Origin of the sequence: Polynucleobacter sphagniphilus, from assembly GCF_001953355.1 — a bacterium.
GTDB classification, from domain to species: domain Bacteria; phylum Pseudomonadota; class Gammaproteobacteria; order Burkholderiales; family Burkholderiaceae; genus Polynucleobacter; species Polynucleobacter sphagniphilus.
Window position 1 is genome coordinate 37,373 of record NZ_MPIY01000004.1, and the last position, 23,270, is coordinate 60,642.

30 protein-coding genes and 1 tRNA gene are annotated in these 23,270 nt (G+C 42.6%); 17 read left to right on the forward strand and 14 right to left on the reverse strand.

Features of this window, described 5'->3' with window-relative positions; translation table 11 throughout:
- The first annotated feature begins 61 nt into the window (after positions 1–61).
- From BOQ04_RS06185 to BOQ04_RS06195, 3 genes are read left to right on the forward strand one after another with little or no spacing between them, the layout of a single operon-like run.
- Positions 62–664, forward strand: coding sequence for an LON peptidase substrate-binding domain-containing protein (locus BOQ04_RS06185; RefSeq protein ID WP_198929295.1), 603 nt, complete (start codon positions 62–64; stop codon positions 662–664).
- Positions 665–711: 47 nt separating this feature from the next.
- Positions 712–1,572 (forward strand): oxygenase MpaB family protein, encoded by an 861-nt coding sequence (locus BOQ04_RS06190; RefSeq protein WP_076023905.1) that lies wholly within the window; start codon positions 712–714, stop codon positions 1,570–1,572.
- A gap of 18 nt (positions 1,573–1,590) precedes the next feature.
- Positions 1,591–1,968: a DUF4149 domain-containing protein gene (locus BOQ04_RS06195; RefSeq protein WP_076023906.1), complete on the forward strand. Its 378-nt coding sequence runs from the start codon at positions 1,591–1,593 to the stop codon at positions 1,966–1,968.
- Positions 1,969–1,993: 25 nt separating this feature from the next.
- On the opposite strand, the gene BOQ04_RS06200 is transcribed toward BOQ04_RS06195, so the two are convergent.
- Together BOQ04_RS06200 and BOQ04_RS06205 are read right to left on the reverse strand one after the other, a co-directional pair.
- The gene (locus BOQ04_RS06200; protein WP_076023907.1) at positions 1,994–2,173 is read right to left on the reverse strand and encodes a hypothetical protein; all 180 of its coding nucleotides are present in this window, start codon (positions 2,171–2,173) and stop codon (positions 1,994–1,996) included.
- Positions 2,170–2,574, reverse strand: a complete 405-nt coding sequence (locus BOQ04_RS06205) for an MAPEG family protein (RefSeq protein WP_076023908.1) — start codon at positions 2,572–2,574, stop codon at positions 2,170–2,172. Before BOQ04_RS06205 ends, BOQ04_RS06200 begins: the two co-directional genes overlap by 4 nt.
- 79 nt (positions 2,575–2,653) lie before the next feature.
- Between BOQ04_RS06205 and BOQ04_RS06210 the strand changes: the two genes are divergently transcribed.
- From BOQ04_RS06210 to BOQ04_RS10830, 5 genes are read left to right on the forward strand one after another with little or no spacing between them, the layout of a single operon-like run.
- The gene (locus BOQ04_RS06210; RefSeq protein ID WP_076023933.1) at positions 2,654–3,283 is read left to right on the forward strand and encodes an alpha-ketoglutarate-dependent dioxygenase AlkB family protein; all 630 of its coding nucleotides are present in this window, start codon (positions 2,654–2,656) and stop codon (positions 3,281–3,283) included.
- Positions 3,276–4,289 carry an NAD(P)/FAD-dependent oxidoreductase gene (locus tag BOQ04_RS06215; protein WP_076023909.1) on the forward strand — a complete coding sequence of 338 codons (1,014 nt, stop codon included), beginning with the start codon at positions 3,276–3,278 and terminating at the stop codon, positions 4,287–4,289. The genes BOQ04_RS06210 and BOQ04_RS06215 overlap by 8 nt, the downstream gene beginning before the upstream one ends.
- Before the next feature lie 8 nt (positions 4,290–4,297).
- On the forward strand, positions 4,298–4,687 hold the full coding sequence (locus tag BOQ04_RS06220) for a dihydroneopterin aldolase (RefSeq protein WP_076023910.1): 390 nt from the start codon (positions 4,298–4,300) through the stop codon (positions 4,685–4,687).
- Between the two features lie 44 nt (positions 4,688–4,731).
- Positions 4,732–5,085, forward strand: a complete 354-nt coding sequence (locus BOQ04_RS10825) for a SixA phosphatase family protein (RefSeq protein ID WP_198929296.1) — start codon at positions 4,732–4,734, stop codon at positions 5,083–5,085.
- Positions 5,069–5,305 (forward strand): hypothetical protein, encoded by a 237-nt coding sequence (locus BOQ04_RS10830; protein ID WP_198929297.1) that lies wholly within the window; start codon positions 5,069–5,071, stop codon positions 5,303–5,305. Before BOQ04_RS10825 ends, BOQ04_RS10830 begins: the two co-directional genes overlap by 17 nt.
- 33 nt (positions 5,306–5,338) lie before the next feature.
- On the opposite strand, the gene BOQ04_RS06230 is transcribed toward BOQ04_RS10830, so the two are convergent.
- Positions 5,339–6,241, reverse strand: coding sequence for a LysR family transcriptional regulator (locus tag BOQ04_RS06230; protein WP_076023911.1), 903 nt, complete (start codon positions 6,239–6,241; stop codon positions 5,339–5,341).
- Positions 6,242–6,324: 83 nt separating this feature from the next.
- Between BOQ04_RS06230 and BOQ04_RS06235 the strand changes: the two genes are divergently transcribed.
- Complete coding sequence (locus BOQ04_RS06235) at positions 6,325–7,284, forward strand: sodium-dependent bicarbonate transport family permease (RefSeq protein ID WP_076023912.1); 960 nt, start codon at positions 6,325–6,327, stop codon at positions 7,282–7,284.
- A gap of 17 nt (positions 7,285–7,301) precedes the next feature.
- Positions 7,302–8,156 carry a DUF6671 family protein gene (locus BOQ04_RS06240; protein ID WP_076023913.1) on the forward strand — a complete coding sequence of 285 codons (855 nt, stop codon included), beginning with the start codon at positions 7,302–7,304 and terminating at the stop codon, positions 8,154–8,156.
- 179 nt (positions 8,157–8,335) lie between these two features.
- Here the strand turns inward: BOQ04_RS06240 and BOQ04_RS06245 are convergent.
- Positions 8,336–8,410: transfer RNA gene (locus BOQ04_RS06245), tRNA-Gly, on the reverse strand.
- 20 nt (positions 8,411–8,430) lie between these two features.
- Positions 8,431–10,332 carry a molecular chaperone HtpG gene (gene htpG, locus BOQ04_RS06250; protein WP_076023934.1) on the reverse strand — a complete coding sequence of 634 codons (1,902 nt, stop codon included), beginning with the start codon at positions 10,330–10,332 and terminating at the stop codon, positions 8,431–8,433.
- A 469-nt stretch (positions 10,333–10,801) separates the two neighbouring features.
- On the opposite strand from htpG, the gene BOQ04_RS06255 reads away from it, so the two are divergent.
- Together BOQ04_RS06255 and BOQ04_RS06260 are read left to right on the forward strand one after the other, a co-directional pair.
- The gene (locus BOQ04_RS06255) at positions 10,802–11,266 is read left to right on the forward strand and encodes an Hsp20 family protein (RefSeq protein WP_076023914.1); all 465 of its coding nucleotides are present in this window, start codon (positions 10,802–10,804) and stop codon (positions 11,264–11,266) included.
- A 98-nt stretch (positions 11,267–11,364) separates the two neighbouring features.
- Entirely contained in the window at positions 11,365–12,021 is a 657-nt protein-coding gene (locus tag BOQ04_RS06260) for a DsbA family oxidoreductase (protein WP_076023915.1), read from the forward strand.
- A gap of 297 nt (positions 12,022–12,318) precedes the next feature.
- On the opposite strand, the gene BOQ04_RS06265 is transcribed toward BOQ04_RS06260, so the two are convergent.
- Entirely contained in the window at positions 12,319–12,861 is a 543-nt protein-coding gene (locus BOQ04_RS06265; protein ID WP_076023916.1) for a hypothetical protein, read from the reverse strand.
- A 224-nt stretch (positions 12,862–13,085) separates the two neighbouring features.
- On the opposite strand from BOQ04_RS06265, the gene BOQ04_RS06270 reads away from it, so the two are divergent.
- The 3 genes from BOQ04_RS06270 to BOQ04_RS06280 are packed head-to-tail and all read left to right on the forward strand — an operon-like array spanning position 13,086 to position 14,206.
- Positions 13,086–13,364: a type II toxin-antitoxin system RelE/ParE family toxin gene (locus BOQ04_RS06270; protein WP_076023917.1), complete on the forward strand. Its 279-nt coding sequence runs from the start codon at positions 13,086–13,088 to the stop codon at positions 13,362–13,364.
- 16 nt (positions 13,365–13,380) lie between these two features.
- A complete protein-coding gene (locus BOQ04_RS06275; protein WP_076023918.1) occupies positions 13,381–13,689 on the forward strand; it encodes a HigA family addiction module antitoxin in 309 nt (102 codons plus the stop codon).
- A gap of 16 nt (positions 13,690–13,705) precedes the next feature.
- Positions 13,706–14,206, forward strand: coding sequence for a DUF6933 domain-containing protein (locus tag BOQ04_RS06280; protein WP_076023919.1), 501 nt, complete (start codon positions 13,706–13,708; stop codon positions 14,204–14,206).
- A 464-nt stretch (positions 14,207–14,670) separates the two neighbouring features.
- Here the strand turns inward: BOQ04_RS06280 and BOQ04_RS06285 are convergent, their stop codons facing one another.
- A complete protein-coding gene (locus tag BOQ04_RS06285; protein WP_076023920.1) occupies positions 14,671–15,087 on the reverse strand; it encodes a CHRD domain-containing protein in 417 nt (138 codons plus the stop codon).
- A gap of 146 nt (positions 15,088–15,233) precedes the next feature.
- On the opposite strand from BOQ04_RS06285, the gene senB reads away from it, so the two are divergent.
- Positions 15,234–16,190: a selenoneine biosynthesis selenosugar synthase SenB gene (gene senB / locus BOQ04_RS06290; RefSeq protein ID WP_076023921.1), complete on the forward strand. Its 957-nt coding sequence runs from the start codon at positions 15,234–15,236 to the stop codon at positions 16,188–16,190.
- A gap of 12 nt (positions 16,191–16,202) precedes the next feature.
- On the opposite strand, the gene egtD is transcribed toward senB, so the two are convergent.
- From egtD to BOQ04_RS06325, 7 genes are all read right to left on the reverse strand, one after another.
- Positions 16,203–17,102, reverse strand: coding sequence for an L-histidine N(alpha)-methyltransferase (gene egtD, locus BOQ04_RS06295; protein WP_076023922.1), 900 nt, complete (start codon positions 17,100–17,102; stop codon positions 16,203–16,205).
- A gap of 63 nt (positions 17,103–17,165) precedes the next feature.
- A complete protein-coding gene (phnE, locus tag BOQ04_RS06300) occupies positions 17,166–17,918 on the reverse strand; it encodes a phosphonate ABC transporter, permease protein PhnE (RefSeq protein WP_342418068.1) in 753 nt (250 codons plus the stop codon).
- Between the two features lie 38 nt (positions 17,919–17,956).
- Complete coding sequence (locus BOQ04_RS06305; RefSeq protein ID WP_076023924.1) at positions 17,957–18,784, reverse strand: PhnE/PtxC family ABC transporter permease; 828 nt, start codon at positions 18,782–18,784, stop codon at positions 17,957–17,959.
- A gap of 2 nt (positions 18,785–18,786) precedes the next feature.
- Entirely contained in the window at positions 18,787–19,572 is a 786-nt protein-coding gene (locus BOQ04_RS06310; protein WP_076023925.1) for a phosphonate ABC transporter ATP-binding protein, read from the reverse strand.
- The gene (locus BOQ04_RS06315) at positions 19,569–20,441 is read right to left on the reverse strand and encodes a putative selenate ABC transporter substrate-binding protein (RefSeq protein WP_076023926.1); all 873 of its coding nucleotides are present in this window, start codon (positions 20,439–20,441) and stop codon (positions 19,569–19,571) included. The genes BOQ04_RS06310 and BOQ04_RS06315 overlap by 4 nt, the downstream gene beginning before the upstream one ends.
- Positions 20,442–20,479: 38 nt before the next feature.
- The gene (selD, locus tag BOQ04_RS06320) at positions 20,480–21,520 is read right to left on the reverse strand and encodes a selenide, water dikinase SelD (protein ID WP_076023927.1); all 1,041 of its coding nucleotides are present in this window, start codon (positions 21,518–21,520) and stop codon (positions 20,480–20,482) included.
- Positions 21,521–21,580: 60 nt separating this feature from the next.
- Entirely contained in the window at positions 21,581–22,732 is a 1,152-nt protein-coding gene (locus BOQ04_RS06325; protein WP_076023928.1) for an SUMF1/EgtB/PvdO family nonheme iron enzyme, read from the reverse strand.
- Positions 22,733–22,951: 219 nt separating this feature from the next.
- Between BOQ04_RS06325 and BOQ04_RS06330 the strand changes: the two genes are divergently transcribed.
- Positions 22,952–23,270: helix-turn-helix domain-containing protein (locus BOQ04_RS06330; RefSeq protein ID WP_143742159.1), on the forward strand; the 319-nt coding region annotated here is incomplete at its 3' end.

Genomic DNA, 23,270 nt, shown 5'->3' on the forward strand with positions numbered 1-23,270 from the left:
AAATGGTTTTAGCCTTACTTCCTATTGAGCAGAAAATCTACAAATCCATTACATTGATCAGATGAATGATCTCAATGTTGCCTTACGCAAAATTCCCTTGTTTCCTCTGGAAACAGTCCTTTTTCCTGATGGGGTCATCGCTCTAAAAATTTTTGAAGCACGCTATCTAGACATGATCAAGCAGTGCTTACGTGAAAAAACTGAATTCGGCGTAATTAGCATCATCCAACATCAAGATGACAGTCATGACAACCCAACCCCAAGATTCTCTAGCGTTGGTACTCTTGCACTCATCGAGGACTTTGATCCAATTCAACCCGCTTTATACATGACCAAATCATTTGGAACGCAGCGCTTTCAGTTACTCAGTAGCTCTCAAGAGGCAAACGGTCTGTGGGTTGGTGAAATCATGCTTTTGGAAAAAGATCCGCTTATCCCCATTCCTAAAGAACATCAGCGGGTAGCAAATTTATTAGACGAAATTATTACAGTGATTCAGAGTGAAAATTTATTAAGCGATGCTCCGTTTAAGAAGCCCTATATGACAGAAGACTGTGGCTGGGTATCAAATCGTCTCGCAGAGCTTCTACCCATCTCTCTTGCACAAAAAAAATCATTTGCTAGCCCAAAACAATCCTCGTATCAGGCTAGATCTTATTTCTGAAATCATTGAAGATGATGATTTAAAAAATTTCATGATGCATTAGCGCCATGCTTGATGATTTGATTCGTAAAACGATCCGAGAAATGGTTGGCGGGGGCGGCCCCCCAGTAGCATTCCTGACCCCCAAAGGAGATCGCGGTCTATTCGGACCAGAATCTGTCGCATGGAAAGTACATGCAGACTTTATCTCCATGATGATTGGAGGAATCAGCTCACTCATCTTGCAAGCTCTTCATCCTCAAGCCTTAGCGGGAGTGTGGGATCACTCAAGTTTCAGACAAGATCTCAAAGGTAGATTAGGCAGAACGGCATTTTTCATAGCAGCAACGACCTATGGCTCTGTCGAAATGGCCAACAATATTATCGAGAAGGTAAATCAAATTCATACCAAAATTACCGGCTTTGATGAATTTGGGAAACCGTATTCCGCTACAGACCCCCATTTACTCTCTTGGGTGCATCTGACCGAGACTTATAGCTTTATGGGTTCCTTTGAAGACTATCGACACGAAAAACTGAGTGCCCAAGACAAAGATCAATATTTTTTGGAGATGAGCTTTATCGGGAAAAGAATGGGTACAAGTGATTTACCGGTTACTTATCAAAGTACCAGCGAGGCAATTAAATCTTACATTCCCGAGCTTTACTTTGGAGAGCGCGCTAGAAGTATTGTGCATTTATTAGAAAACTTTCCAAGTAATCTCACTGCAAAACCTTTTATAAAGCTCATAAGCCGAGCCGGCATGATGAATTTACCTGACTGGGCCTTCCCTCTGATTCAGAGGCCCACCCCAAGTTACATTGAACGCTTAGCAGTTAAAAAGAGTATCAACTTTATTGCAATACCTGTGCGTGAGGCTCTTAAAGATGGGGTGGCTGCCCACTCACTTCGTAGAGTTTACGGATAATTTCCTGAGAGAGTGATCATGATTACTAACTATCTTTTATCTGGCATGGTTGGCATCATGCTCTTTTTTACTGTGGTAGTAGCTCCTACTGTTTTTAAGGTGTTGCCGGTTGAATGGTCAAGCAAATACGTGCGGATTTTTTTTCCAAAGTATTACGCCACTCTAGGGTTGCTCACATTAATCTGCATATGGACTGCCTCAGACTCAATCAGTAGAGCATTGCTAGGAATCTGCGCAGCGTTATTTGCCCTTACCCTTTTCTACTTAACCGCGAAAATAAATAAGGCCAAAGATAGTGGACGTAATAGGCAATTTCACCTACTTCATGGAGCCAGTGTAGTAATTAACCTTTTCCAGTTAATCACTTTTATCTATCTTCTGGTTAAAGCACCCTAAAAATCCTTATCCAGCCCCAGAAGGCCTACTTTTCAGGTTTGAGTGCAGTGGGATCTTCGGTTTGATTCTGATTGGCGTTTCGCTGGGAGTTGAAGCTAGGCGCAGTCATTTTTTCACCATCCCAAACTTGCCCACACCAGCATTCTCCTGCATCATTAATAATGCAAACACCCGATCCACAGCATCGCTTATCTGGGGCTTTCATATTGAACCCTTCATCAGTTGATGAAACATCCCATAAGCAGCGCCAGTCCACAAGCCAGCTATAACTAAAATAGAGATTAAGAAACCCAATCCACGTTTTGCTGGATTGAGTTGATATGAAACGGCATACCAAACTCTAGCAATGAGCCAAATCACACCGGAGTCCCCTGCACCTTTATCCCCAAGGAAAACAGCATAGAGCCACAAGGCCGGTAGAAACATAAGCACGTTTTCAATAGTATTGAGCTGAACCCGGTAGGCACGATCGAAAAGTTCATGTCCAGAAACTGCAGGAGCCTTCACTTGATATTTGCCTCTAGCCCTTCCTACATTAAAGCTGAGGACGAGCATCAATAAGATGGTGAGCAAAGTAATAAATGAGGTGTAAAGATACTGACTCATTGTAGGACCTCATCAAGAAATAAGAATTAAGGATATTCTAGAGTTTTTATTGATTTTGCGCTCAGGCCATACTCCCTTCATGAATCAAACAAGCTTATTTGAAATCGATATAAAGCAAGCCAAGCTAAACCGATTACCAAAGGATGGTTCTGTTTACTATCAATCGGCCTTTATGGATGTCGAAAGTAGTGCCCAATTCATGCATCATCTGCAACATTCAATTCCATGGGAAGCAGATCAATTAATCCTATTTGGTAAAAAAATCACCACTCGTCGCAAAGTGGCCTGGGTGGGCGATCCGCAATGCACGTATACCTACTCTGGCGTCAAAAAAGAACCTCGAGTATGGACCCCGGAATTACTAGTCATTAAGGATCGAATGGAAGAGCTTGCCCATGCAGAATTTAATTCTTGCCTACTCAATTTCTACCATGATGGGGAAGATGGCATGGGTTGGCACAGTGATGATGAGAAAGAGTTAGATTCACAATCACCCATTGCCTCATTAAGTCTTGGTGCTACCCGTAAATTTGCTTTTAAGCATAAACAAGATAAAAAAACTAGCACCCTTTTACTGGAGAATGGTAGCGCCCTGGTGATGCACCCACCTACCCAAGAATTTTGGAAACATGCCTTACTAAAAACAAAAACGATTCATTCGCCCAGGATTAATTTAACTTTTAGAAAAATGAAGCTTCATCATGCATGAGCAAAATTGCTCCGAAATCAGCGTTGCTATCATTGGTGCTGGCATTTCAGGATTAAGCTGCGCTACTCGCTTAAAAGCACTCGGCTACCAAGTCAGGGTCTATGAGAAGAGTCGTGGGGTAAGCGGTCGCATGAGTACTCGTAGCACAGCAGATTGGAATGCTGATCATGGAGCTCAATATTTCACAGCGAGAGATCCACTATTTATTAATGAACTCAAACAATGGATCAAAGACGATGTAGCTGCGATTTGGGAACCACGTCTTCAGGTGTTTAAGGCTGGCGAGTGGCAAGATAGCGCCTCTAAGGAAAATCGCTATGTAGGCAATCCTGCAATGAACACCCCTGGTCAATATTTAGCCAAAAACTTAGTGGTTAAATTAAACCAAACCATTCATCATATAGCCTATGATCAAGGCAAATGGTTACTGCATAGCCAAGAGCATGGCGCCATCCAGGAGCAATTTGATTGGCTTGTTTTGGCACTACCGGCACCACAGGCGCTGGTGATTACTCAATCAATAGATCGGCCAATAGAAGAAGTTGTCAAGCGAGCAAATATGCAAGCTTGCTGGACAGTGATGGCCACCCTTACAGAAAAAACCAATATGCCATTTGATGCGGCTTTCATTAATAGTGAGATTATTAGCTGGTTATCACGAAACAATTCAAAACCAAACCGAGCAGGAATGGAGACGTGGACCATCCATGCCAATCCACTGTGGAGTCAAGTATGGGTGGAGCGGGATAAAGATGAGGCTGCCAAGGAAATTCTTGATTGCGCAAAAAGACTGGGCTTGAATTGCGATGCAGCCAAAATATCGATTCACCGCTGGCGTTATGCAAGCGGACATGCCGCTCCAATCTCTGGCTTTAGACTTTGTGAAGATCTAAAACTAGGCTACTGCGGGGATTGGCTCAATGGAGGCAGAGTGGAGGGTGCCTGGCTCAGCGGCCACCATTTAGCCTCCCAAATTCAAAAGACACAACACCAAACCAATTTATAAAGCCCCTTATGCAATCAAACGCCTGCATTGAATTAAAAGATCTGAAGCTTCAAACACAAATTGGCACCTATGGTCCCGATGCCACCGTACCCAAAGAACATCTATTAGATTTAACGCTATTCATTGACTCAAAACTAGTCTTCATTGCAGAAGACCTCATGGAAAATGTGTTTGACTATGATCCACTAGTCCTGGAGATTATTCAGATTGCAGGTCATGGTCATTACGAAACTCAGGAAAGACTCATGACGCGCATCATTCAAATTTGCTCAAAATACCCCGAAATTCAATCGCTGGAAATTAGCTTGAGAAAATCACCAGTTTTTGCAAACTCTGGCTCACTCGGCGTTCGCCTCTCGATAGATCAGAACACCTTAGCTGATATTAGAATCGCTTAAACCCTGATCAAAGCACTCCCTTCATCTTTTTGAGTCTAAAAACTATGAGAACACTAATCTCCCTGCTCATCGCTATCTTACTGAGTTTTTTTGCCTTACAGGCCAGAGCCAATCTTGCAAATGATCTAGATGATGGTCAGCATATATTACTCATGCGCCATGCTGATGCGCCTGGTTATGGTGACCCGGCAGGCTACCAAATAGATCAATGCTCCACACAAAGAAATTTGGGGGATAAAGGTAGGCAGCAGGCCATCTTGGTTGGACAGTGGTTAAGTACTCAAGGCATTCTATCTGCAAATATCTTTAGCAGCCCTTGGTGTCGCTGTCTTGATACAGCAAGGCTGTTAAATAAAGGGCCGGTCAGCAGCACCCCTGTGCTTGGCTCTTTTTTTTGATGATGCGCGTACGGCCAAAAAACAGACTCAGGATTTAGAAAAACTCATTCAAGTTCAACTCAAAGAAAATCCAAGAACACCGCTTATCTTAGTTACTCACCAGGTCAATATCGAATCATATATCGGGAAAAATGTCAGTACCGGCGACATCATCCTGGTTAAGGTAGACAAACATGGTAAGTACATATCCCAACAAATTTACCCCAGCCCAGCTTTTTAAATATAAGCAAACTGCACAGATGAAATAGGTTTATTAGGCCTTTACCCATTCCTTGGATTGCTCAGATAAGTGTTTTTTAAATATAGTTGCTATCGGCGATAACTTCTTACCCTTTGGACTCACAATATGCCAACTCGACTCTATTGGGAATTCTTTACACTTTAAAATGGCGACCTCTTCTTGATCAGCTTTATCGCCAAGAGAATATTGAGAAAGTACGGCTACACCCAAACCACCTATCACTGCCTGCTTAATAGCCTCATTGCTACCTAGCTCAAGCCTAACATCCGGTTTAAATTTCAATCTTTTGAAATGCGCATCCGCTGTCATTCGTGTGCCGGAGCCTTTTTCTCTAAAAATAAATTTATCGCCTTTTAATAAGGCAATCTCAATATTTTTTTTATTAGCAAAGGGGTGTGCCTTAGATGCTACCAATACCAGGGGATTTGGCATAAACACTGCGTCTTCAATATCTAAATGCACTGGTGGCTGAGACATGATGTATAGATCATCCAAGTTCTCTTCTAGCCTATTGACCACGCCGTCCCGATTTAATATTTCTAAGGCAATGTCTATTTGTGGATATTTCGCACAAAATATTCCCAATATTCTTGGAATGAAATATTTGGCAGTACTCACCACAGCCACCTTTAACTTACCCCGCGTTAATCCTTTGACCCCATCGACCTGCTGCTCAAAAGCTTCCCATTCACCAGATATTGCTCTAGCCGTTTTTGCTAATTCATGACCCATTTGCGTTAGATGAATTTTTCTGGCCACCACTTCATAAAGTGGCACCCCAATAGCATCGGTGATTTCCTTGAGCCCCATCGACGCAGTGGGCTGAGTTACATGAACCATGCGAGCCGCTGCACTCACACTGCCAGTCTCGGCCAAAGCCATAAAAAGGCGTAATTGCCTAAAAGTAATATTCATAGGTATTTATCTATATATAACTATCTTAATTTCGATTTTACTTTATATAGTTACCTTCCTAGAATGAGTCCAAAAGGAAATATATGACCAATTTACTAGACCCATCCATTCTGTTTTTCATCTTCGGCATCTTTGCTGGCTTGGTTAAATCTAATTTAGAGATTCCACAGCCCATCTCTCGCTTTCTGTCGCTATACCTCCTCATGGCGCTGGGATTAAAAGGTGGATTTGCGCTCAATAAATCTGGATTTACCCCTGAAATTGCCCTTAGTCTTGGGCTGGCAATCACACTAGCCATTTTGATTCCACTGCTAGGCTACAACCTTCTCAAGCACAAGCTTGACAAACTGGATGCTGCTGCAATTGCTGCCACGTATGGATCAATTAGCGCAGTCACCTTTATCACCACCACCCAAGTCTTAGATCAAAACGGCATTAGCTATGGGGGGCATATGGCTGCAGCGATGGCACTGATGGAGTCGCCTGCAATCATCATCGCCATCCTGCTTGCAAACCATATTAGGCAAAAAAATCTCGATAGCAAAACCTCCAATACATCATTAGGTAAAGTGTTGCACGAGTCATTTACTGATGGCGGGCAGCTTCTTTTATTGGGATCACTGGTCGTTGGCTTGATATCAGGTGATGCCGGTCATAAAGTCATGGCGCCATTCTCGATTGATTTATTCAAAGGCCTATTGGCATTCTTCCTGCTAGACATGGGCTTGGTTGCCGCCAAAAGTATCAGTGAACTTAAAGGGAAGCCGCCTATTACTCTGGCATATGCTTTCATAGCGCCGCCCGTTCACGCGCTCATTGCGCTGAGCTTATGTCACTTATTTCATGTACCGCTTGGCGATACGATTCTACTAATGATTCTGGCAGCAAGCGCTTCCTATATCGCGGTGCCAGCCGTGTTGCGTCATGCTATGCCGGAGGTGAATCCCGCCCTCTACATGGGGATGTCACTAGGTATTACCTTTCCTTTGAATATTATTTTAGGAATCCCTATCTATAGCGCAATTGCTAACTATTTTGCTTAAAGGATTTGACATTCAATATGCCAAACGATCTCAAGCCTTATCTCGGATTACAGGCAAGCCTTTTAACTCAGCACGGTAAAGAATCTGTTATTTGCCCCCTACTGCTGAGTACGAATGGCCTAGAGGTAAGCCATGTCAATGGGTATGACACTGATAAATTAGGAAGCTTTACTCGCGATATTCCAAGATATGGTTCGCAACTAGATGCTGCCAGGAAGAAAGCGAGGATAGGTATGGAGCTTGCGGGCACCCAAATAGGCATTGCAAGCGAAGGTGCTTTTGCAAATGATCCTTTCGCTGGAATAATTCCCTGGAATTACGAATTAGTCATATTGGTGGATGATATTCATGAGATAGAAATCACTGGCTTTTATGGTGGTGAAGCCCAAAGTGCGAACATGCTAGTATCGAGCTGGGATGAGCTCACCGCCTTTCTACCTGAGGCTCGGTTTCCAAGCCATCACTTGGTTATAAAGCCTGATGATGAATACCATCTTGAGTGTCGCAAAGGAATTGACACCATTAGATCACTTAGACAGGCCTATGACTGGGCCAGAAACCTCTCTAAAAAAGGCAATGTATTTGTAGAGAATGACCTACGAGCCCACATAAACCCGACTCGGATGGAAAATATCCTGAAGGCAACTCAAGATCTAGCTAAAAAAATGACTTCGCTTTGTCCTGGATGCAAATCCCCGGGATACTCAATTACGGAAACTAAAAAAGGATTGCCTTGTTCTCATTGTGGAGTCCCGACAAATCTCCCTATCGCTAATATCTGGTCATGCGTTAAATGTGGAGACAAAAAAGAAGAGCTGATTGCCAATCAGGTCACTGCTGATCCAGCTAAGTGCCATTACTGCAATCCCTAGCAAGTAGCACCGCCTAAATAAAACCTTCACCATTTCTGATGAGGATTTAATATTGCTGGTTAACACCCAGACTTAAACCCGAGTCCAAAGGTTTTTTTGAAAAAACTGCCTAACGCCTCATCACCACAAAGTATTTTTAGAGGAATAAGCATTACCTGAAGTCACGCTTATCCAATTACTGGAGCGGGTGAAGGGAGTCGAACCCTCGTCTCTAGCTTGGGAAGCTAGGGTAATAGCCGTTATACGACACCCGCAGCAGAAGAGTGATAGCGGGTTAATTTAATAGCAAATGATTCATGCGTTTTACAAAACCTGCTGGATCATTTAACTGCCCACCCTCCGCCAAGAGGGCCTGATCGAACAAGAGATTAGTCCACTCATCAAATTTCTGATCGTCATCTTTTAGTTTTGATAACAATGGATGTTCTGGATTAATTTCTAAGATGGGCTTCATATCTGGCGCATTTTGACCGGCAGCCTTTAGCATTCGCAATAAATTTCCAGAAAGCTCATTTTCATCAGCAATCAAGCAGGCAGGGGAATCGGTCAAGCGGAATGTAACACGCACATCCTTTGCCTTATTCTCCAAGACCTTCTTCATACGATCAACCAGGTCTTTGAATTGCTTCTCAGTTTCCTCGTGCTCTTTCTTTTCTTTTTCATCACTCAGACTTCCCAAGTCTAAGTCACCCTTGGCAATAGATGCCAACTGCTTACCATCAAATTCGGTGATAAATGAGAGCATCCACTCATCTACACGATCAGACAGCAAAAGCACTTCAACACCCTTCTTGCGGAAGATTTCTAAATGCGGACTATTTTTAGCAGCATTAAATGATTCGCCAGTGACATAGTAAATTTTGTCCTGCCCTTCTTTCATACGAGAAACATACTCAGCTAAGGACACGGTTTGCTCTGAAGAATCAGTATGGGTGCTTGCAAAACGAAGAAGCTTGAAAATACGCTCTTGGTTCGCTTGATCCTCACCTACACCCTCTTTAAGGACCTGACCAAACTGGGTCCAGAAAGTGCGATATTTCTCCTTTTTGCCCTCATCTTCGCTGCTAGCTAATTCTTCAAGCATACTCAAAACACGCTTAGTAGAGCTTTCCCGTATCACTTTGATATCACGAGACTCTTGCAAGATTTCTCGAGAGACATTCAAAGGCAAATCAGCCGAATCAATCACGCCAGTAACAAAGCGAAGATACATTGGCATCAGCTTCTCAGCGTCATCCATAATGAAAATACGCTTCACATAAAGCTTAATACCACCCCGCTTATTGCGATCCCACAGATCAAATGGTGCACGCGCTGGTACATAGAGCAGCTGCGTAAATTCGCTTCTACCCTCGACTCGATTCAATGAATAGCACAAGGGATTCTCATAATCATGAGATAGGTGCTTATAAAACTCGTTATATTGATCTTCTGTAATCTCTGTTTTATTTCGAGCCCACAGTGCCGATGATTGATTGATGCCTTCAAACTCATCCCGAATCACCTGCTCTTTTTTATCTTCATCCCACTCTTCCTTGCGCATTTGAATTGGCAAAGAAATATGGTCTGAATACTTGCGAATAATCGATTTAAGCTTGTATGAGTTGAGGAAGTCATCCTCACCTTCGCGCAGATGTAGGGTAATTGAAGTTCCACGTTGCGGGCGGTCGATGGTTTCGATTGTAAATACACCAGAACCATCAGACTCCCAACGAACACCATCAGATGGAGGAAGTCCAGCTCGACGAGTCTCTACAGTGATTCGGTCGGCCACGATAAATCCAGAATAAAAGCCCACACCGAATTGACCAATTAAAGCTGCATCTTTTTGCTGATCGCCAGAGAGCTTAGCAAAGAACTCTTTTGTGCCCGAGCGTGCAATCGTACCCAGATTGTTGATGACCTCTTCCCTACTCATGCCAATTCCATTGTCAGAAATGGTTACTGTTTTGCTGGCCTTATCAAATTCGACCTTAATCTTCAGCTCTGGGTCATCCCCATACCAGTCTGGGTGAGCAATTCCCTCAAAGCGCAACTTATCAGCAGCATCTGAAGCATTCGAGATAAGCTCACGTAAGAAAATTTCTTTATTGGAATATAAGGAGTGGATCATCAACTGCAAAAGCTGCTTTACTTCCGCTTGAAATCCAAGTGTTTCTTTTGTAGCAACAGTCATTTTTTCATTTCCCATAAAAAAGAATAATCAACCTTATTTGGGGATATTGTTGGCGATTTCAAGACCCCAAAAAGCCTTTGAACGCCTATTCGAGGGAGCCTGAGTCCTGGTCGCAAGGGTCTTCCAACAGAATTTCTTTCCGACTTCTCTTTTGCAGGTATTCCAGAATCAAGCGCTTTAGCTTGGGTCTGGTAATGGGCTCCCGGGTATTTTCCTGGAGCTCTAAATGGTCAGCATCGAGCATTTTATTTTCTCCATTAGGTCAGTTTGCTATTAAATTCCCTGAAGATGACAGCAGTAAATAACCCTTTTTTGAATGGGGAATATTTGCCGTCATTTATTTATTTATGGGCAAAAAAATCTAATTTCAAGCCCCTTGAAATCCAAAAAATTAACCCTTAAGTATTGCTTAACTGGATGCCTTCGGGGTCCAGGAAATTGTGAACTTGCTTAATTTAAGGAGAAAACGATGTCTTATCCATTTGGTAGAAATGTTTTACTAAGCTCTGTTGGCTTTGATCGCCTGATTAATGCGATTGAAGAAATGAATTCCGGAGAAACGCTCAACAAAGCGCTAAGCTACCCTCCATACAACATCATCAAGAAAAATGAACGCGACTATGCAATAGAAATTGCAGTGGCTGGCTTTAAAAATGATGAGCTTGATATTACCGCCGAGGGTAATAAACTCACGGTTATCGGCAAAGTGAAGACTGAGCAAACAGGAGAATACCTATACAAAGGAATTGCTAATCGGGATTTTAGCCACGACTTTACATTGGCAGAGACTGTGATTGTGCGCTCTGCAGATATCGAGAATGGCTTGCTCATTATCAAGTTAGAAAATGTGATTCCCGAAGAAAAACTGCCGCGTAAGATTTTGATTGGTGGCAACTCAAAGTTTGCTATTGAGGAAGTCAAAGAAGCGGCATAAAGAAGATCGGCTGACTCAGAAATATCTGGGCTAGCCAATTACTTAAAAACTGCATTGATAAATACCTATTCTCGGTAGGCTTCTGTAGAATAAAGTCAATGAAGTCAACGATCAAAATAGATTACGTATCCGATGTAGCTTGCCCTTGGTGCGCCGTGGGCTTAGGTAATCTCAATCAAGCTATGGCCGCATTAAGTGAGAGGGTAAATTTTGAAGTTCATTTTCGCCCATTTGAACTTAACCCCAACATGGCCCAAGGCGGTCAAGATGCCATAGAACACCTTACTGAAAAATATGGCTTGGCCGTGGAGCAAGTCAAAATCAATCAAGCCAATATAAGGACAAAGGCACTTGTAGCCGGATTTGAATTTCACCCTGATGGTCGAAAAAGGGTATACAACACTTTTCATGCGCACCGCTTGCTGTATTGGGCTGCCAAAGATCATGGCCTACAAAAGCAAGCAGCCTTAAAAAAAGAATTGCTGATTACCTACTTTTGCCTTGCAGTAAATCTAGATGATCATGCCAATGTATTGGATGCAGTTAAACGAGCGGGATTAGATATAGCTAGAGCACAACAGATACTAGAAGGAGAAGAATTTTCAAAAGAAGTTCGGGATGAAGAAGCTACTTATACAAACGCCGATATTCGCTCTGTACCCGCCATCATTCTAAATGATCGATATCTTTTACAGGGTGCTCAGGCTCCTCAGTCGTTCATAAACGCATTTGAGAAAATCATCCAAGATCATTAATACCAAAACCTCTCATCATTTCTGAAGAGCGTTTACTTTTTCTGGAAGGTACACCAGTACTTGATTAGAGGATCAAAGACTTCAATTTTGCGTAGCCCTCACTACTCCCTGGACTATGTCTTCATCATTTACTGATTCGGATCTTTGCTTAGGTGCGTGCCATCTCATCTCAACACTTCCAGCAGCACTTTCATACTGAAGCTTAGCTCGATGTTCACTGGAAACCAAAAACTTATGTTGATCGCACGGATGGGGAAGCTAGTCTCGAATAATTGACACCTGCCCAACAACACCCAATTAACTGAGGCTTAAAAAGCGAGAAATAGGTAGATAAAGCATCTTATAAATAACAATGGCTTCATCAAATACCCTGTTAAATGCAGCATTTTGTGTTTTGCGATTGCTGTTCGATAGCGCTAAGCCATACTTAGCTTCACGGTCATCGTAGTACTGCTGCAGAGCATCGTAGTCAATATTGGTAATGAGTCTTTGCCCAAGACTAGGGATGAAGTGCTCATTAATGATGCGGATGTAGTCTTTATAGATTGACTTACCCAAGCCACCTTTTATGGCTCGCTCCATCCGATCAATAGCTAATATAGCGATATCTTTAAAGCGCTTGGTAACCACTGGGATGCCAGAGCGTTTACGAATTTCTGCTTCTACCAATAGCTCTTTAGCCTTATTCACCGCTAAATCAAACTGGGTTTCTTTAGCTGTAGATCTAATCCACTTGTTATCTACCTTATAGCGACATTGCCATACGGCACTATGCTCGCGCTGATAGAGGGTTAGGTTACGGTGTATGAGTTGATGTGTACTTTCTTTTTTATTTGACATACACATACTTTAGCTTCTGACACTAGGCTAGGACAATCTGATTGGAGGAAAAACAGTGATCAATTTAGCCAAAAGAAAGTGTGGCTAGTTGCGATGGTTTATGGGGAGATTTTGGGGGAATATGGGGGTGATGAACGTTACTTTAAACAATACTTAGAAAAACGATTGATTAATAATTTAACTACACTAGTTGCATATCGTATAGTATCAGTATACGATACATCATGATTAAAACATTTCGCCATAAAGGCTTACAGCTCTTTTTTGAAACAGGTAAAAAGTCTAGAATCCAGGCGGCTCATGCGAATAAGCTAGGTAGGCAGCTAGCTAGATTACATGTTGCAAAAAAATGGGAAGATATGAATATACCTGGTTGGGGATTGCATCTTTTAAAAGATAAGCTAAAGGATCACTATTCAATTTCGGTAAATGGAAATTGGCGAATGACGTTTAAATTTGAAGGTGAAGATGTAATACTTGTTGATTATCAAGATTATCACTAAAAGAATAGGAATAATGATGACTAAAATGTATAACCCACCCCACCCAGGCCTTACTCTGAAAGAGGATATTCTTCCAGCGTTAAAACTAACCGTAACAGATGCTTCAGAACAGCTTGGTGTAACTCGAGCTGCTTTTTCTAGAGTGATCAATGGTAAAGCTGGTATTTCTCCAGAAATGGCTCTTCGTATTGAGGCATGGTTAGGCGAGAAAAATGGAGGTAGTGCTAGCGTTTGGCTAGGTTTACAGGCAGCCTATGACTTATGGCAAGTTCGTAAATCTGGACTACCTAGAGTTACACATGCATTGATTCCAGTCTTAACCTAATCAGAGACACTTTTCAATGTTTTATTTACACTGCTCAAAACAATTATTAGATCGAGTCTCTTCAGGCGTCAACGAACCCGCTGGAAAGGGAGACAATATTTTGGGTAACTGGTATGCTAAAGCAATATTTTCAAAACCACAGGTAGCCTTGTTTGTAAATGAAAGAACCCTGCTACCAGTGTTGATGCCTCTAGCCCCGGCATTAAACCTAGTAGAGCGATTCCCACAATACCTATTTAAGATCCTGCTTGCTCAAGGTGTAAGCGAATCTTTTATGCGACAGGAATTAGATCATCTTGAAAAGGTGGTGTATTGCAAATCAACTAATCGCAGCATCATTGGTATTTTGAATATGTTCACCTATCACCTAGAAGGCTATCAGTCCATGCATTATGCAGATGATTGCTACTCACTTTCAATGATGATGGCCGACACTCCCTGTGGACCACTTTACAAAAGTACAATCACGCCTGGTAATGCTCTTAGGGAATTCGCTCTGAGCGGAACAATTCACTGATTAATAGATCCTATACCAGCGTTACTTAAAGTAACGCCCAAAAGACAAAACCCTCACCATTTCTGATGAGGGTTTGCTTTTCTGGTGGGCCCACCCGGACTTGAACCTGGGACCAAAGGATTATGAGAGCAGACATCCAAGATAGAGTCATATAAACAGAAGATCTGCGGGTGGTCAGTGTCGGTGTGTAAGCAAATGCGCAAGCAAATTCAGGGATTTAAAGGAAGTGCTGGCTCGCTCTTTGGTTTTCAAAACCAAAGAAAATTTGGAACAACCGTTTAGCACTTCGTTGTTCCAAATTACTTTTAAGTGAATAAGCGTTACTTAAAGTAACGCTTGTCACCTCAAATACTTTATTGACGATAGGCCGCTTCCGACCCATAGTGGACGATTAACAAAAAAACCACCCAAAGGTGTTTTTAGTGGCTCAGTAATCTAGGGGTAAGGATGTATCTAAATTCACATTACTTGAGCTGAGCCCTGATTTCGCCCGGCTTATTTGTAGCGCTGTGGATATTCAGATAGAGATTGCCGCTCTTCAAGCTTTGTAGCTGAGCCTCGGTTAATTTAGCGCCAGCAGGGGCTGACCAAACATTATCCGAAGTCTTAGTAAATGGCACGATCACGGGACCATTTTGCCCCATAGGAGCTTCATGGATATGCGCCATTGTTCCATCAATACCTGAGGTGGTAATTGTTCCTGATACTGAACCATCTGGAGCAACCATGATTGCACCCACTCCGGATGCGGAGGTCATGACTGGGGGCACCTCTTGAGAGCCAGTGAGAGTCACTTTCATGGATTGGGCATATGCGCCACATGAGGCGATCCCAACACCTATTACTAAAGCAGCTTTTGCAAAAATATGATTCATCTTCATCTATATCTCCAATCGGTTTAGCGAATCTTTAGACTATCACACCCGAAGATACAATTTTTGACAATTAGTGGACTTTAAACAAATATTTCCTATCTATCCTAGAATTTGAGCAATATTTAAATCTAGGCTAACTAGGAATTGCTGAATTGAAACTACGTATCGAAATCGTAACGCCTGCACCTCCAGGTGCTCTACACGGTAACCGCATTACTGCTTTACGGTGGCATCAATTTTTGATGCACTTAAATTATCAAAGTACCGTTACAGAGCAATGGTCTGGAAAGTCATGTGATCTTCTGATTGCACTCCATGGGCTACGAAGCTATGACTCAATTAAAAGCTTTAAGAGAACTCATCCAGATCACCCTGTCGTTTTAATCATGACTGGAACAGATATCTATCGAGACCTCAAAAACTCAAAGAAAGTGATCCAGTCAATGGAGATGGCTGATGCAATCGTAGTTCTTCAACCAGAAGCTATTCATTCCTTGCCTAAGAAATTTCATACTAAAGTGCGAGTGATTTACCAGTCAGTAAAAGGTATCACTAAAAAAGAGCCGCCAAAGCGTCATTTTTTAGCAAGTATCATCGGTCATTTGCGAAGTGAAAAGGATCCCTTTTGCGCAGCACAATCCATCAAATTATTACCGCCAGATAGCAAAATCCAACTGATACAACTCGGCCAAGCAATGAGCCCCGACTTTAAAAAAGAAGCCATCTCTCTTGATAAAAAAATTGATCGATATCGGTGGTTAGGACAGCTCAGCCACTCTAAAACGCTTCAGTGGCTTTCTCGTTCTCATGTCATGATCATCTCCAGCGTTATGGAGGGTGGCGCTCACGTAGTATCTGAAGCCATTGCCATTGGTATACCTGTGATTGCTTCAGATATTCCAGGCAATCGAGGCTTACTAGGACACTCTTATCCAGCTTACTATCCAGTAGGCGACCAAGTGGCTTTAAGCAAGATTCTGACTAAGGCTGAGACTAATACAGCCTTTTATCAAAAATTGTGCAAGGCGATTGCTGTGCGAAAAAAGATTATCAAGCCAGAATTAGAGCAAAAATCGATTCAAAAGCTCATAAAAAGTCTAGTTAAGTAGCTACTCAATGTCCTAAGCGGTAGCATAAGCTACCAAGAAATAATGATTCGGGTCAGTCCACGAGTACACATCCTTAAAGCCAGCACTTTTTAAAAGAGATTCAAATTTTTCTTGCGTGTACTTATAGCTATTTTCTGTGTGGATAAGATCTCCACTATCAAAATGCTTTTCACCGCCAGGCCAAGCAACTACTTGATTGTGGGTAGATCGTAGATACATTTCAATCCGATAAAGTTGCTCATTAAAAATCGCATAGTGCTCCCAATACGCTAAATTAAAGTCTGTTTTAGCAAGACGGTTGAGGTGTAAAAGCATATTTTTATTAAATGCCGCAGTTATACCGAGGGCATCGTTATAAGCTCGAGACAAAACCTCATGATTCTTCACTAGGTCAACTCCAATGAGTAAACCACCATCACCCTCACATACTTTCACAATATTTTTGAATAGTCTTAGCGCAGCATCTGGATCAAAATTTCCTATTGAGGAGCCGGGGTAGAAGAACGTTTTCTTGCGATCCACTAAATCAGGAAATGCTAATTCTTCCTGTAAATCACAGGTTTGCGCTTGCATTTGAATTTGTGGAAATTCTTTTTGTAAACCAGAGATTGCTTGCTCTAAAAATTCTTTAGAAATATCAAGCGCCCGATACTCTTTAGGCTTTAAAGAATTAAATAATGCACTTCCTTTTTCACAATTACCTGCCCCAAGATCTAATAAAACATCACTCTTGCCTATCGTCAAAGCAATTGCTTCGCCATATTGCATCATGATCTGTTTTTCAGTTCGGGTTGGATAATATTCCTCTAAAAAAGTAATCGCCTCAAACAAGTGAGAACCAATTTCATCATAGAAAAATTTAGGAGATATCGATGGCTGCTCTTGGGTAAGACCAGCAATGATTTCATCCATTAACTTTTGATTAGGCCTGTGCTCTTGACTCACTTCAATATTCCTTTTTTCATATGACAGTGCTTAGCCAAGACTATGCATTTGCACTCTGCGGAGTTTATTGCTAATCATATCTACACCAATAACTAATATCAGCATTGCAATGATCACCGTTGAGGCTTGTTGCTCATGTAATAAAGAGAGCTCATAGTACAAAATTTGCCCGAGACCTCCCGCACCCACAAATCCTAATATCGTTGCCATACGTATATTCATCTCCCAGCGATAAAGACTGTAAGAGAGAAGTTGGGAATATATCCCAGGTAAGGCTCCATAGATAAATGATTGGGTATTACTTGCCCCAGCCAACCGAAGCGCCTGCGTAGCGGCGGGAGGATGATTTTCCAGGGTCTCGCCAAACAAACGCCCTAGTACGCCAGTGGTATGTAAGGTGAGTGCTAGAGTTCCTGAAAATGGTCCCAAACCCACTGCCAATACCATTAATACGGCCCATACGAGCTCTGGTACAGAACGCAGAAAATTTAAGAAAAACCGAGTGACCATTTTTGCGCTGTGACCAAACTGTCCTGCTGCTGGTAGCGCTAAAAAGAGACTTACAATAGCAGCCAATAAAGTAGCTAAAGCAGAGATAGCCAAGGTTTGTAGTACGCCACTCCATACTTTTTGCAAAAAAGGTGGTGATAGATCAGGTGGAAAAAAGCGTGCCGTATAAACAGCAACGTCATTCATGGCTTGCTGAGTAAATAAGGCTAGTGGATTTAGTGAAAGATAAGCAAAACTCGCCACTATAAATAGTGCAATCAGGACTATCGTCACCAAACACTTTAGACAAAATTTGCGAGCTGGATAGTGATTCATGCGAGTTGCCGACGAATAATGAGACTAATGTAGTCTGCGAGTAAAACCAGCAATAAAAATACGATTAGGATGGTAGATACCTCACCACCGTTAAGCATCTTCATAGACTGGTCCATTAATTGACCCAATCCACCAGCCCCTACAAAACCCATTACGACGGAAGCTCTCACAGCACATTCCCAACGGTAGATGGTGTAGGAAGCTAATTCTTGGGAGGCGCCTGGTAATAGTCCATATAAAAATGCATTGATGCGACCACTACCTAACATCAGCAGCGCTCTGGCAGGTAAAGTATTTTCAGTCTCTAAAATTTCGGAATACACTTTTGCAAGCATACCGCCATAGGTAATAGCTATTGCTAGCACACCTGCGATTGGACCCAAACCAAACACCCTCACCAAGAGCAGAGCCCACACAATTTCTGGGATGCCTCTGAGCAATAACATCAGCATGCGGGCAAGGTATCTACCGAGCCGAGCGATACGATGCCCAGAGGCCGGGCCAATGCGTGAAATCGATAGGCTATAGGTAATGATTAAGCCTAAAGGAACTGCCATTAGCATTGCTAGTGCAATACCTGCGGTTGCCATAGCTAAAGTCTCTACAGTGGCCTTTAGCACTAAGGCTAAAAATGATGACTGAAGATTAGGTGGGAAAAACTGAATCAAGAAGTTACCAAACACTTTGAGATTGCTAACTTCAAATAGTGCAAATACATCAAACTGGGCTAATTGCATCATAGGCCACAAGATAGCCAACGCAATCACAGTGACTGAAAACCGTCTCAGTGCATCAGGATCTCTAACGTAAAGCGTTCTACTCATCACTATATATTTGTACTACCTTGTTTTGGTAGAACGCCACGCTCAGACTCATATAACTGTTGTAGCAAACTCTCACTTACTTCAGATGCTGGCAGATCAAAAAAGACTTCCCCATCTCGCAATCCAATAATTCTTGGGAACCACCGCAAAGCAATATCTACCGCATGTAAGCTAGCTACAAAACAAGCATCTCTAGTGCGTGCATCCTCTAAAAGACACTGAATCGTTAAATCAGAAAGAACGGGGTCCATCGCTGATACCGGCTCATCAGCCAGCAATAAATGAGGCGCTTGGTACAGTACGCGTGCAACACCCACCCTTTGCAGTTGACCCCCAGACAGACGATCACATCGATCAAAGAGGCGATCTGCTAAATCGAGTTTTTGCAAACACAGTTGAGGACCATCAATATCCACAGGGTAGATTAGTGATAAAAGAGACTTCCAGAGTGGCCACTGACCAAGGCGACCAGCCAAGACTGCGGTGATCACTCTTTGTCTTGGTGGGATAGGGGCTGCTTGATGGACTAAGCCAATTTTTGAACGCAAACTCCGCAAGTCTCGCTTTGATATCACCCAAGGGTCTACATTCAATACAGACAGTGACCCAGCGCTTGGTCGCAGTGAAGTTGCAATTAAGTTAAGCAAGCTGGTTTTTCCAGAACCAGATGATCCGATAATCGCAATAGACTCTCCAGCCGAGGCGCTAATGTTGATATTTTTTAGCGCCTCTTTGCCATTGCTATGGCTAAAGCTAACTTGCTTAAATAAAAAAGCTGCTTTTCTCACTTAATCAAACCAGCACCAATGGCAGCCTTCTCGATTTCATCATAGTTAGATGACTTAGTAGGAATATATTTGCTAGCTCTCTGAAGATCCATTAATTCTTTTTGAGCAGGATCATTAGCATTTAACTTTAAAAAAGCATCGCTAATTTTTTTAGTCACCGCCGCATCTAAACCACCTCGTACGGTCCAGTTGTAATCATGGTACGGAGGCGTTGTATACAGCACCTTTACCTTTTCGGTATTGGGATTTTTAACATCTGATAATTTGTCCCAAACGGATGCATTTAAAGCACCAGCATCTGCTTTACCGCTCGCGACAAAGGCGACCGTTGCATCATGGGCTCCAGAAAAAGCAATACTCTTAAAGTCTTTATCTGGATTAATGCCTGCTTTCATTAAGTAAAAACGCGGCATCAAGTGACCTGAAGTTGACGATGGAGAGCCAAAGGCAAAAGTCTTACCTTTTAAATCAACCAAAGTTTTTGCTGAGCTACCTTCAGGAATAATAAATTTACTGGTAAATTTTTCATCTTCAAGACGCTGAATGATCGGCTTAACGGCACCATTCGTACGTATTTTTGCCTGGATATAAGTGAAACCTCCCAACCAGGCCATATCGACCTTATTCGTTGCCAGCGCTTCGACCACAGCCGCATAGTCCGTCACGGGTATGAATTCGACTTTCATGCCAGTCTCTTTAGAAAGATATTCACCCAAAGGGAGAAATTTTCTTTGCAGTTCAGTTGGTGATTCATCTGGAATCGCAGAGACACGCAAGACAGCCTGCGCATTTACTTGAAGGCTAAACAAACTCAAGCAGAGTGTTGCTAGAACTAAACCAAGAGAAGTCTTTAACTGATGTAGTTTCATTTTAATTGGATACTTTCTAGTAAATTGAAAAATAGAACTTAAGCCACTAAAAGGCCTGAGCCCTGTACAAATTGACCTATTTTTTGAGCTTGATTAAATCCATCCGTTCTGAGAATATCTAATACTTGCTCAGTAGCTTCTGGGCTGCAAGAAATTAAAAGACCGCCGCTAGTTTGAGGATCGGATAAGAGATTTTGCTGCCACTCACTCAAATGAGGCGCCATCGAAATTTCATGGCCATAGCCGAGCCAGTTACGGGGAGATGCCCCAGTAAAGGTGCCCTCTTTCACAAGCTTAACTGCTTCAGCAATTACTGGAATAGAGCTCCACTGAATCTGGGCAGATAGCTTTGCACCTCTTGAGAGCTCCAGTAAATGCCCTGCCAAACCAAATCCCGTTACATCCGTAAGCGCATGTACGCTATCGAGTTGAGATAGGACTACACCCGGCTTGTTCAATTTAGTAGTTAGAGCAATCATTTCTTTATAGGCGGAATCAGATAACTGCTCTTTTTTCAATGCAGCGGACAGAATGCCTACACCTAAGGGTTTGCTAAGGATGATGCTATCGCCCAACTTTGCACCACTATTTCGCTTGAGTTTTTTAGGGTCGACCACTCCAATTGCAACCAAGCCATAAATGGGCTCTACCGTATCGATTGAGTGACCACCGGCAATCATAATGCCGGCTTCTGCACAGACAGACTCGCCACCAGCAGTAATCTGCTGAATGACTTCCAAAGGAAGAACATTAATTGGCATACCCAATAGTGCTAGGGCAAAAAGAGGTTGTGCGCCCATAGCGTAAATATCTGAAATAGCATTTGTTGCTGCAATACGCCCAAACTGATAAGGATCATCCACAATGGGCATAAAGAAATCGGTTGTCGCGACGATCGCCTGATTTTCATTGAGTTGATAGACGGCAGCATCCTCATTGTTATCAGAACCCGCAAGAAGTGCGGCTGGTATCTGACGGATAGGAGAAGACTTCAAAATATCGCTCAAAACACCTGGAGCAATTTTGCAGCCACAGCCCCCACCGTGAGAGAGGGAGGTAAGACGACCGTTATATGTCATAGTAAAGAGCTCAATTTAAAAGTAAGAAGATGGATAGGTAAGTATGTGAGCTTACCTAATTTATATTAAACAGGTACGAAAGCCACAAAAAAAGTCACTGCGAGAAGGTAGGTAAAAATTACGAAATTGAGGGCGGCGCAGATAGTTAGGGGTAAATGAGCTCCAGCCTTTCAAAACCCGATGCTTACCATCAAACCATGGGGCTGAATAATCTTGATAAGGATCGGAACTAAATCCCTCAAAAGGCATAAAAGTGCTACTAGTCCACTCCCATAGCTCGGAAGGCAACCAATCAGCATGTGGTGATGCCATCAATAGGCTGAGCTCATTTTCAGTAGGCAGTCGAACGCCCCTCCATAAGCAATACTGCTCAGCGTTGTGAGCGGAAATATGCCTAACGGGCGCTTTTATATCAATCTCCAGCCACTGATCAAAAAAACGCTCAAACCAAATATCGCCCTTTTTTTTCCAATAAGCCGGTTGATGCTCCGAGGGGCTTCCTCCACTTGCAATCTGAGCTTCTAAAAAAGTCAAGTACTCTTTATTGCTCACTGCATGACTAGAAATTGAAAATTGAGGAACTAAGACCTCATGCTGCCATTTTTCATTATCAAAAATAAAGCCTGCCTGAGAAGTAGAGCCTGATTGAAAAAGGCACTCATCAAAATCAATGTAGCATGGCCTTAGATCAAGTGACTGCATTGCAACAGAATCTGCATCAAAATCCAATGGCCACGCATAAGCCAAGGATTGCCACATATAAGCAAATGCTTCATTGTGCATATCCTGGTGATGAAGAGAGAGCTGAATAAAATAGGCCTGTTCAGGCGTCAAGGATCCAGATCTCAGGATGGTGAAAGTACGCTCGATGACATCTGAAAAATAATTCTGAAGAGTATCTAGTGGTGGCAGTTGGACTTGCCAGCGTTCATCATGAACAATCCCAAATGAATTAAATAATGCATCCGCATCAGAAAGAATCGATGGGTTAGACTCCAGCCCGCATCGATGCACCCAAAACTCATGAAACCAAATGAGATGACCAAATTCCCAATGCGGGGGATTCAAATTCGATGAAATAGAAACAATTTCTTGCCCTTGACTCAGATTACCAATGACAGTGCGCGTAATCAGAGCTGAGCGCTCCAAGCTTTTCAGCAGAGTCTGCGATGAAGGCCATGGCGCATACTGCAGAAAATCAGACTTAGTCATTAATTGAGATAGGCGTAAACAGGTTTCATGGTGAATACAATTTTACTGGCTTTACAAATCACCAACTCATCATTTACAAATAGATCGCACCCCCTCCAATTGCTTATGAAATACAAAGCCCCCACCATTACTTATGAGGGTTTTGTACGACTCGACACATAGTTAACACTTTATACCGGACACATACTTTACAGTTTTTGGCATAGGAGGGACCTTACTATGCCGTGGAATGAAAGTACGAAGATGGATGAAAAGCTCAAGTTTGTATCTCGTTACCTTGATGGCGAGAAGATTGCTACCCTTTGCCAGGAGTTTGGAATCTCCAGAGTCACTGGCCATAAAATCATTGATCGCTATAAAGACAGTGGTTTAGAAGCCTTTACGGATCGATCAAGAAGGCCCTTTAGGCAAGCCAATCGGCTGCCCTTCCAGGTCGAGCAACTGATCGTGAACCTCAAAAAGGAGTTCCCGACCTGGGGCGCTCCTAAATTGCGCGACAGATTGCACACCCACTACCCGGAGTTAGCATTGCCCGCCA

Coding starts and splice junctions, on each gene's coding strand:
- egtD (WP_076023922.1), bottom strand. CDS start 17,102: ATGGATGAAATCATTGCTGGTCTTACCCAAGAGCAGCCATCGATATCT.
- BOQ04_RS06280 (WP_076023919.1), top strand. CDS start 13,706: ATGTTTTATTTACACTGCTCAAAACAATTATTAGATCGAGTCTCTTCA.
- BOQ04_RS06265 (WP_076023916.1), bottom strand. CDS start 12,861: ATGTCAAATAAAAAAGAAAGTACACATCAACTCATACACCGTAACCTA.
- BOQ04_RS06210 (WP_076023933.1), top strand. CDS start 2,654: ATGAATCAAACAAGCTTATTTGAAATCGATATAAAGCAAGCCAAGCTA.
- BOQ04_RS06215 (WP_076023909.1), top strand. CDS start 3,276: ATGCATGAGCAAAATTGCTCCGAAATCAGCGTTGCTATCATTGGTGCT.
- BOQ04_RS06195 (WP_076023906.1), top strand. CDS start 1,591: ATGATTACTAACTATCTTTTATCTGGCATGGTTGGCATCATGCTCTTT.
- BOQ04_RS06240 (WP_076023913.1), top strand. CDS start 7,302: ATGCCAAACGATCTCAAGCCTTATCTCGGATTACAGGCAAGCCTTTTA.
- BOQ04_RS06205 (WP_076023908.1), bottom strand. CDS start 2,574: ATGAGTCAGTATCTTTACACCTCATTTATTACTTTGCTCACCATCTTA.
- BOQ04_RS06190 (WP_076023905.1), top strand. CDS start 712: ATGCTTGATGATTTGATTCGTAAAACGATCCGAGAAATGGTTGGCGGG.
- selD (WP_076023927.1), bottom strand. CDS start 21,520: ATGACATATAACGGTCGTCTTACCTCCCTCTCTCACGGTGGGGGCTGT.
- BOQ04_RS06325 (WP_076023928.1), bottom strand. CDS start 22,732: ATGACTAAGTCTGATTTTCTGCAGTATGCGCCATGGCCTTCATCGCAG.
- BOQ04_RS06260 (WP_076023915.1), top strand. CDS start 11,365: ATGAAGTCAACGATCAAAATAGATTACGTATCCGATGTAGCTTGCCCT.
- BOQ04_RS06315 (WP_076023926.1), bottom strand. CDS start 20,441: ATGAAACTACATCAGTTAAAGACTTCTCTTGGTTTAGTTCTAGCAACA.
- BOQ04_RS06305 (WP_076023924.1), bottom strand. CDS start 18,784: ATGAGTAGAACGCTTTACGTTAGAGATCCTGATGCACTGAGACGGTTT.
- BOQ04_RS06235 (WP_076023912.1), top strand. CDS start 6,325: ATGACCAATTTACTAGACCCATCCATTCTGTTTTTCATCTTCGGCATC.
- htpG (WP_076023934.1), bottom strand. CDS start 10,332: ATGACTGTTGCTACAAAAGAAACACTTGGATTTCAAGCGGAAGTAAAG.
- BOQ04_RS06220 (WP_076023910.1), top strand. CDS start 4,298: ATGCAATCAAACGCCTGCATTGAATTAAAAGATCTGAAGCTTCAAACA.
- BOQ04_RS06230 (WP_076023911.1), bottom strand. CDS start 6,241: ATGAATATTACTTTTAGGCAATTACGCCTTTTTATGGCTTTGGCCGAG.
- BOQ04_RS06285 (WP_076023920.1), bottom strand. CDS start 15,087: ATGAAGATGAATCATATTTTTGCAAAAGCTGCTTTAGTAATAGGTGTT.
- BOQ04_RS06200 (WP_076023907.1), bottom strand. CDS start 2,173: ATGAAAGCCCCAGATAAGCGATGCTGTGGATCGGGTGTTTGCATTATT.
- BOQ04_RS06255 (WP_076023914.1), top strand. CDS start 10,802: ATGTCTTATCCATTTGGTAGAAATGTTTTACTAAGCTCTGTTGGCTTT.
- BOQ04_RS06185 (WP_198929295.1), top strand. CDS start 62: ATGAATGATCTCAATGTTGCCTTACGCAAAATTCCCTTGTTTCCTCTG.
- BOQ04_RS06270 (WP_076023917.1), top strand. CDS start 13,086: ATGATTAAAACATTTCGCCATAAAGGCTTACAGCTCTTTTTTGAAACA.
- BOQ04_RS10825 (WP_198929296.1), top strand. CDS start 4,732: ATGAGAACACTAATCTCCCTGCTCATCGCTATCTTACTGAGTTTTTTT.
- BOQ04_RS06275 (WP_076023918.1), top strand. CDS start 13,381: ATGACTAAAATGTATAACCCACCCCACCCAGGCCTTACTCTGAAAGAG.